The organism is Burkholderia sp. Cy-637 (assembly GCF_011753175.1).
Taxonomy (GTDB): domain Bacteria; phylum Pseudomonadota; class Gammaproteobacteria; order Burkholderiales; family Burkholderiaceae; genus Burkholderia; species Burkholderia gladioli.
Window position 1 is genome coordinate 1 of record NZ_VWWC01000238.1, and the last position, 8,443, is coordinate 8,443.

Annotated in this window: 7 protein-coding genes; 4 read left to right on the forward strand and 3 right to left on the reverse strand. The window is 70.4% G+C overall.

The window, feature by feature from the left end:
• Positions 1–262: 262 nt before the first annotated feature.
• Positions 263–952, reverse strand: coding sequence for a response regulator transcription factor (locus tag F3J10_RS32875; RefSeq protein ID WP_025100491.1), 690 nt, complete (start codon positions 950–952; stop codon positions 263–265).
• 242 nt (positions 953–1,194) lie between these two features.
• On the opposite strand from F3J10_RS32875, the gene F3J10_RS32880 reads away from it, so the two are divergent.
• Together F3J10_RS32880 and F3J10_RS32885 are read left to right on the forward strand one after the other, a co-directional pair.
• Entirely contained in the window at positions 1,195–2,589 is a 1,395-nt protein-coding gene (locus tag F3J10_RS32880) for a cache domain-containing protein (protein WP_025100492.1), read from the forward strand.
• Between the two features lie 6 nt (positions 2,590–2,595).
• Positions 2,596–3,243 (forward strand): response regulator transcription factor, encoded by a 648-nt coding sequence (locus tag F3J10_RS32885; RefSeq protein ID WP_025100493.1) that lies wholly within the window; start codon positions 2,596–2,598, stop codon positions 3,241–3,243.
• Positions 3,244–3,305: 62 nt separating this feature from the next.
• Here the strand turns inward: F3J10_RS32885 and F3J10_RS32890 are convergent, their stop codons facing one another.
• Together F3J10_RS32890 and F3J10_RS32895 are read right to left on the reverse strand one after the other, a co-directional pair.
• A complete protein-coding gene (locus tag F3J10_RS32890; RefSeq protein WP_029951066.1) occupies positions 3,306–3,812 on the reverse strand; it encodes a cupin domain-containing protein in 507 nt (168 codons plus the stop codon).
• A gap of 279 nt (positions 3,813–4,091) precedes the next feature.
• Positions 4,092–4,688: an ABC transporter substrate-binding protein gene (locus tag F3J10_RS32895; RefSeq protein ID WP_013691720.1), complete on the reverse strand. Its 597-nt coding sequence runs from the start codon at positions 4,686–4,688 to the stop codon at positions 4,092–4,094.
• A gap of 295 nt (positions 4,689–4,983) precedes the next feature.
• Here F3J10_RS32895 and F3J10_RS32900 point away from each other — a divergent pair, with 295 nt between their 5' ends.
• Both F3J10_RS32900 and F3J10_RS32905 read left to right on the forward strand, forming a co-directional pair.
• Entirely contained in the window at positions 4,984–7,614 is a 2,631-nt protein-coding gene (locus tag F3J10_RS32900; RefSeq protein ID WP_025100240.1) for an MMPL family transporter, read from the forward strand.
• Positions 7,607–8,443 (forward strand): VacJ family lipoprotein (locus F3J10_RS32905; protein ID WP_167243835.1); only part of this gene is annotated, 837 nt, incomplete at its 3' end. The genes F3J10_RS32900 and F3J10_RS32905, both read left to right, overlap by 8 nt.

Genomic DNA, 8,443 nt, shown 5'->3' on the forward strand with positions numbered 1-8,443 from the left:
CGCCGGGCATCGCGATGCGCTGACGCGGCGCGCCCAGGTCGAGGATGCCTGGCGCGCCACCGACGGCGGCCGCGCCTCGCCGCCCGGGCCGTGGCGCTGAGCGTCGGCCTGGGCCGCCTGGGCCGCGCCAGGCGGCCGATATCGACGGGAAATCAGGAAATCGAAGAGCCGGGCGGCATCGAATGCGCCGCCGCGTTCACAGTCTTACGCGCGCCTGCCTGATCGGGCGCGTCGCTCGCCGGCGTGCCACCGGGCCGCTGCCTTACTCGGGCGTATCGAGCCGCACGCAGCGATACCCGTAGCCGTAGATCGGAATCACCTTCCAGCCGTTCGAGCCGTCCAGGTGCAGCTTCTTGCGCAGCCGGCTGACGTGGGTGTCGACGGTGCGCGTATCGACATCGGCATGCACGCCCCACACGCGATTGAGCAGATGATCGCGCGACAGCAACTGGCCCGGGCTCTGGAACATGTAGACCGCCAGGTCGAACTCCTTCTGCGTCAGGTCGACCGGCGCGCCGTTGACGGCGATCCGCACCCGCTGGATGTCGATCTCGTAGGCGCCCAGCGTCAGCGGCGCCTTGCCGCCAACCCCGTAGCGTCGCGCCACGGCCGCGATCCGCGCCAGCATCTCGGCGGCCCGCGCGGGCTTGACGAGGTAGTCGTCGGCGCCGGCGCGCAGCGCGGTCAGCACCGTCTGCTCGTCGTCGCGCGCGGTCAGCACGATCACCGGCACGTTCCAGCCGAGCGTGTCGCGCACCGCCTTGATCATTTCCTCGCCCGTCGCGTCGGGCAGCATCCAGTCGATCACGAACAACTGGAACCGTTCCTTGCTCAGCGCCGCGGTGAACTCGGCGCCCGTCTCGAAGCCCAGCACGCGATGCCCGCCATGTTCGAGCCACAACATGATCAGGTCGCGTTGGTCGGCATCGTCTTCCAGCACGGCGGTCAGCATTGCGGGTACTCCATCCAGAAAATGGCCCATCTTACTCACCCCTCGCGCGATTGGGAAATCGGCTTCTCGCATCGAAGCCCGCGCCGGGCCTGCCAAGCCGCGCCGCCGCGAAGCCCGGGAAGCGGCGCCCGAACCGCTCGCGCTGCACTGCCGCATGCGTCGCGCGGCACCGAAATCGCGGACAATAGCGCCGGTGCGCCCGGCCCCTTGCCGACAAGGCGCGCCCTCCCCGTCGATCGACCATGAAACTCAAGGCGAAGATATTCCTGCTCGCGATCGTGCCATTCCTGGTCGCGATCGCCGGCATCGGCTTCGGCGTGCGCCAGCAGGCCACCTCGCTGGCGCGCGCCCAGCACGAGACCATCGAATCCGCCTACCTGGGCAGCAAGGAGGTCGAGCTGCGCCACTACGTCGAACTCGCCACCAGCGCGATCGGCCCGCTCTACGCGGCCTCGCGCGACGGCGCGGCCGGCGACGAGGCGCGGCGCGCCCAGGCGCTCGAGATCCTGCGCAAGATGGAGTTCGGCCCCGACGGCTATTTCTTCGTCTACGACCTGCAGGGCAATTCGCTGATGCACCCGCGCGAGCCCGAGCGCGTCGGCCGCAACTTCTGGTCGATGCGCGACGCGCAGGGCGCGGCCACCATCCAGGAACTGATCAAGGCCGCCACCACCGGCAACGGCTACGTGCGCTACCAGTGGCAGCGGCCCTCCACCGGCCGCGTCGAGGCCAAGCTCGGCTACGTGGTCACGCTCGAGCACTGGGGCTGGATGCTCGGCACCGGCATCTATCTCGACGACGTCGACCGCGCGCTGGCGAGCACCGATGCGCGCGCCTCGGCCGAGATCGACGGCACCATGAAGGGGCTGGCCGCGATCGCGCTGGGCGGCGCGGCGGTGATCGCGCTGTGCGCGCTGGTGCTCAACGTCAGCGAATCGCGGGTGGCCGACGCCAAGCTCAAGGCGCTCGCGCAGCGCGTGGTGGAATCGCAGGAGGACGAGCGCGCGCGGCTCTCGCGCGAGCTGCACGACGGCATCAGCCAGATGATGGTGTCGGTCAAGCTGATGCTCGAATCGGTGCACGAGCGGCTGGCGCAAGGCCCGGCGCGCGACGCCGCGGCCGAGGGCGCGCTGGCCAAGAGCGCGGCCCGGCTCGGCGACGTGCTGCGCGAGGTGCGCCGCATCTCCCACGCGCTGCGCCCGGCCATGCTCGACGACCTGGGCCTGGCCGCCGCGCTCGACCAGTTGATCCGCGAGCTGCGCAGCGAGACCGGCTTCGAGGTCGGCTACACGCAGATCGCTCACTCGGGCGCGCCGCCGCTGCCGGCCGCGGTCAACACCGCGCTGTTCCGGATCGCCCAGGAAGCGCTGACCAACCTGATCCGCCACGCGCAGGCCACGCGCGGCTCGCTCTCGCTCGAAGTGAGCTCGCATGCCGTCTCGCTGAGCGTGGCCGACAACGGCCGCGGCTTCGACGTCGAGCGCACCCAGGCCGACCCGCACGGCGGCGTGGGGCTGCGCAACATGCGCGAGCGCATCGACGCGCTCGGCGGCACCCTGACGATCCGCTCGCAGCTCGGCCACACCGTGATCGCCGCGCGCGTGCCGCTGCCCGCGCAGCGCCACACCGGAAACTGACCCACCATGACCGCTCCCGATTCCCCCTCGCCCGCCGCCCGGCTGCTGCTGGTCGACGATCACCCGCTGGTCCGCGACGGCCTCAAGATGCGCCTGGAGGCCGTGCCCGGCTTCGTGGTGGTCGGCGAGGCCGGCAAGGCCGAGGACGCGCTCGCGCTGGCCGAGTACCTCGAGCCCGATCTCGCGCTGATGGACGTCACCATGCAGGGCATGAACGGCATCGCGCTGGCCGGCATCTTCCACGAGCGGTTCCCTGCGATCCGGGTGGTGATGCTGTCGATGCACGACAACGTCGAGTACGTGACGCAGGCGGTGCGCGCCGGCGCGAGCGGCTACCTGCTCAAGGATTCGCCGGCCAGCGACATCGTGCGCGGCATCGGCGCGGTGCTGGCCGGGCAGACCTTCTTCAGCGAGGGGCTGGCCGCGCGCATGATCCAGGCCAGCGCGGGCGCCGGGCCGGTCGAGCGCCTCACGCCGCGCGAGCTCGACATCCTCGACGCGCTGGCCGAGGGCCTGTCGAGCAAGCAGATCGCCTTGCAGAACGGCTTGTCGGTGCGCACGGTCGAGACGCACCGGCTCAATCTCAAGCGCAAGCTCGGCATCGAGGGGCAGGCCGAGCTGATCAAGTTCGCGGTCGAGCATCGGCGGCGCTGAGCGCGCCGAGGGCGGCGCCGCGCTCGCCCGGCACCGCCCTCATGCGGCCGCTCGCGCGGCCTTCAGCGCGCCAGTCGCGCGATCGCCGCGGCGTGCTGCGGGAATTCGCGCGCCAGCGCCTGGGCGTCGCCCAGTTCGAATTCGCTGAACTCGAAACCCGGCGCCACCGTGCAGCCCACGAAGGCGAGCCCGCCCGGCTCCGCGCAGACCGCGCCGAACCAGCGCCCGGCCGGCACCACGGCCTGGCTCACGGTGCCGGGATGGGTGAGCGGATTGCCGAGCCGGTGGACCAGGTGGCCCTGCTGCTCGTCGAGCACATGCACCTCGAGCGGTTCGCCGGCATAGAAATGCCAGACCTCGTCGGAGCGGATCCGATGCCAGGTCGAGTACGCGCCGTCACAGAGCAGGTAGTAGATCGCGGTCGAGGCGCTGCGCGCCGCGCCGTCGCTCGAACGCGCCACCTCGAGCGGCGCGCGATAGGTTTCGCGGAAATAGCCGCCCTCGGGATGCGGCTGGAGGGCGAAGCGTTCGATCAGCTCGGCGGCGGCTCGGGAAGTGGCTTGCGTCATCGGATCGGCACCTGGGAGAAAGGATGTGCCCGCAAGCGTAGCGCAACGCGGCCGATCCGTGCACGAGCGCCCACGGGGGGCGAGGCGCAGCAATGCGCATTCCCGGACCTCGGGTCGCAACGCTGTCGAAATGGGAGGGAAGCGAGAGGCGTCTCGCCACGGTTTTGGCACGACCGGCGCAACGATGCAGAACATCGTTGCGGATACAAGCATGAGGAAGGAGACAGGCGCGGCCGCCCCGCCGCAACCGGCGAAGGCGGCCGCGCGAACGCGTGCCGCTCAGTTGACGCGCGCGTTGTGCTTCTGCAGGAAGCTGATCAGGCCGTCGATCCCGCCCGCGGCCAGTTGCGACTTGAACTGCCCCTGGTAGACCTGGATCAGCCAGGCCCCGGACATGTCGATGTCGTAGATCTTCCAGTCGTTGCCTTCCTTGCCGAGCCGGTAGCCGACGTTCTGCGTATCGCCCGGCGTGCTCACGGTGGACTGGACCAGCGCGTCGGTGGCGTTGCCGCCGCCGGCCTTGAAGGTGAACTTCGCGTCCTGGCTGCCGAGCTGGGCCAGCGAAGCCGCGTAGGTGCGCGTCATCAGGAGCCGAAATTGCTTGTAGAGCTCCTGCTGCTGCGCCGGGCTCGCCTGGCTCCAGGCGCTGCCGACGGCGATCCGGGTGGTGCGCTCGAAGTTCGCCACCGGCAGGAAACGCGTCTCGACGACCTGCGTGATCTTGGCCATGTCGCCGCCGCGCGCGGCGGGATCGGCCTTCATGGCGTTGACGGTCCCCTCGACCGCGGAGCGGACCACGTCGACAGGCGCGCTCTGCGCGAAAGCCGTGACGGAGACGGCCGCCGCCGCGACGAATGCAATCAGATGACGTTTCATGCGTTCTCTTGCTCTCGAAAAAAAGAAGCCGGCGCCAATGGCTCCGGATCGAAACAGTATAGCGGCCGATCCCGCGCGCGGCGCCCCCGGGGGCCGCGCCGGAAAGCTTCGTTACGCCACGCTTACGTTTGTCACCACCCGATGACATCCTGTTCCGGCCGGGCGCGATCTGGTCCGGCACCGTTTCTACCACGCCGGCCGTCGAAAACGGGGCGCGGACCTAGCCGCCTCCGAAACCGCCGCGCCGGTATACTTGGTCACTTTTGCCCGAGGCCCGCCCCCGCCAGCCCGCCCAATGCTGACAACCCTACTCGTCCGACTCGTTGCCTGGTCGGTACGACGCCCGATCCTGGTCGTCGTGCTGTCGCTCCTGATCGCCGCCTTCGCCGGCGTCTATACCGTCCAGCATTTCAAGATCAATACCGATGTCAGCAAGCTGATCGACAACGAACCGCAATGGGCGGCGCTCGGCCAGGCCGTCGACGACGCCTTCCCGCAGCGCAGCCAGACGCTGTTGGCCGTGGTCGAGGCGCCCGCGCCGGAATTCGCCTCGGCCGCCGCCGACGCGCTGGCCGCCGCGCTCGACAAGGACACCCAGGCCGGCCGCATCGGCCAGGTCTCGCTGCCGGCCGGCGGCCCGCTGTTCGAGCGCGACGCGCTGCTGTTCCTGTCGCCCGCCGAGGTCGCCAAGACCACCTCCAAGCTCGCCGACGCGCGCCCGCTGGTCAACACGCTGGCCAAGGACCCGAGCGTCACCGGCCTGGCCACCACGCTGTCCACCACGCTCGGCCAGCCGCTCCTGACCGGCCAGGTCACCCTGCCCGGCATGAAGACCCTGCTCGGCCGCGCCGCCGCCTCGGTGGACGACGTGCTGGCCGGCCGGCCGGCCGCCTTCTCGTGGCGCGCGCTGGTCGACAGCGATGCCGCCAGGCAGCCTGCCTTCGCGTTCGTGACGGTCGAGCCGATGGTCAACTACGGCGCGCTGAAGGCCGGCGAGCAGACCGAGCGCACGATCCGCGAGACGGCCGCCTCGCTGCAGCTCGACAAGCGCTTCGGCGCGGTGGTCCGGCTCACCGGCGAGCAGCCGCTGGCCGACGAGGAATTCGCCTCGGTGCAGGACGGCGCGGCGCTCAACGGCATCGGCACGCTGATCGTGGTGCTGATCATCCTGTGGCTGGCGCTGCGCTCCAAGCGCATGATCGGCGCGGTGCTGATCACGCTGGTGGTGGGCCTGGTGGTGACGGCCGCGCTGGGCCTGGCGATGGTCGGCTCGCTGAACATGATCTCGGTGGCCTTCATGGTGCTGTTCGTCGGGCTCGGCGTCGATTTCGCGATCCAGTACGGCGTGAAGTACCGCGAGGAACGGCATCGCGACCCGAATCTCGAGCACGCGCTGCTGGGCGCCGCGCATTCGATGGGCGTGCCGCTCTCGCTGGCCACCGCCGCGGTGGCCGCCAGCTTCTTCTCGTTCCTGCCGACCGCCTATCGCGGCGTCTCGGAGCTGGGCCTGATCGCCGGCGTCGGCATGTTCGTCGCGCTGTTCACCACCATGACGCTGCTGCCGGCCCTGCTCAAGCTGATGCACCCGCCCGGCGAGGCGAAGGCGCCGGGCTTCCCGCGCCTCGCGCCGGTCGACGACTACCTCGACCGCCACCGCAAGCCGATCCTGATCGGCACCCTGGTGGTGGTGATCGGCGCCCTGCCGCTGCTCACGCGCCTGCACTTCGACTTCAACCCGCTGCACCTGAAGGATCCGCACAGCGAGTCGATGGCCACCCTGATCGCGCTGAAGGATTCGCCGGAAGCCTCGGTCAACGACGTGCACATGCTGGCACCCACGCTGGCCGCGGCCGACGCCGCCGCGGCGCGCCTGGCCAAGCTGCCCGAGGTGGGCCGCACCACCACGCTGTCGTCCTTCCTGCCCGCCGAGCAGCCCGAGAAGCTCGCCATCATCAAGACCGCCGCCGATTCCCTGCTGCCGGCGCTGACCCAGCAGCCCGCGCCGCCCGCCAGCGACGCGCAGCGCGTGGCCGCGCTCAAGCGCGCCTCGGCCCTGCTCGGCTACGCGGTGGAGGATCATCCGGGCCCGGGCGCGGCCGAGGCCAAGCACCTGTCGGAATCGCTCGCCAAGCTGGCGGCCGCCGATCCGGCCGCGCGCGATCGCGCCGAGCTCGCCTTCTCCAGCACGCTGAAGATCGCGCTCGGCCAACTCGCCTCGCTGCTGCAGCCCTACGAGATCACGCGCGCCAACCTGCCGCCGCAGATGGTCAACGACTGGGTCGCTTCCGACGGCCGCGCGCTGGTGCAGATCTCGCCGAAGGTGCCGCCCGGCGTCGATCCCGGCGACGACGTGATGCTGCGCCACTTCGCGCAGGCCGTGAAGCAGGCCGAGCCGGCCACCATCGGCGGCCCGATCTCGATCCTGCATTCGGCCGACACCATCATCAAGGCCTTCCTGCAGGCCGCGGGCCTGTCGATCCTGTCGATCACGGTCCTGCTGTGGATCACGCTGCGCCGCTTCGGCGACGTGCTGCGCACGCTGGTGCCGCTGCTGGTGTCGGGCGTGGTCACGCTGGAGCTGTGCGTGCTGCTGGGCATGTCGCTGAACTTCGCCAACATCATCGCGCTGCCGCTGATGCTGGGCGTCGGCGTGGCCTTCAAGGTGTACTTCGTGATGGCATGGCGCGCGGGCCAGACCGGCCTGCTGCATTCGAGCCTCACCCACGCGGTGCTGTTCAGCGCCGCGACCACGGCCACCGCCTTCGGCAGCCTGTGGTTATCGCATCATCCGGGGACGGCGAGCATGGGCAAGCTGCTCGCGCTCGCGCTGTCCTGTACGCTGATCGGCGCCGTGGTGTTCCAGCCCGTGCTGATGGGCAAACCGCGCGTGCCACGCGCCCCCCAATCCCCCGAAATCGATGAATAAACTCCGAATCACTGCCGCGGCCACGCTGGCCGGCGCGCTGCTGAGCGGCTGCGCGACCGGCCCCAACCGGACCCCGGGCGACCCGCTCGAGCCGATGAACCGCGCCATCTTCACCTTCAACGACACGGTCGACACGCATATCGCCGTGCCGATCGCGCGCGGCTACCAGAAGATCACGCCGAGCCCGCTGCGTACCGCGATCAGCAGCTTCTTCTCGAACCTCGGCGATCTCGGCAATGCCGCGAACAACCTGCTGCAATTGCGCGTGACCGACGCCACCGAGGACGTGATGCGGGTGGTGATCAATTCGGTGTTCGGCGTGGCGGGCCTGTTCGACGTGGCCACGGTGGCCGGCCTGCCCAAGCATCACCAGGACTTCGGCCTGACGATGGCGCGCTGGGGCGTGCCCTCGGGCCCCTACCTGGTGCTGCCGGTGTTCGGACCCAGCTCGTTCCGCGACGGCGTGGGCCGCGCGGTGGACGTGCGCTTCAACCTGCTCAACTACATCGAGCCGGCAGTGCGCAACCCGATGTACATTGCGCAGTTCATCAGCGCGCGCGCCGACCTGCTCGGCGCCTCGGACCTGCTGCAGCAGGCCGCGCTCGACAAGTATTCGTTCGTGCGCGACGCCTATACGCAGCAGCGCCGCTCGGCCACCTATCACGGCGGCGCGGGCGCGGCCTCGCAGGGCACGCTGCCGAGCGGGCTGCCGAACTATGATGATCCGGGTTCGGGCGGCGGCGCGAGCGGCGAGCCCTCGGGCCTGCCGAACTACGAGGATCCGGGCGCGAACACGGCGGCGCCGGCCGCCGGCGCATCGGGCGCGGCG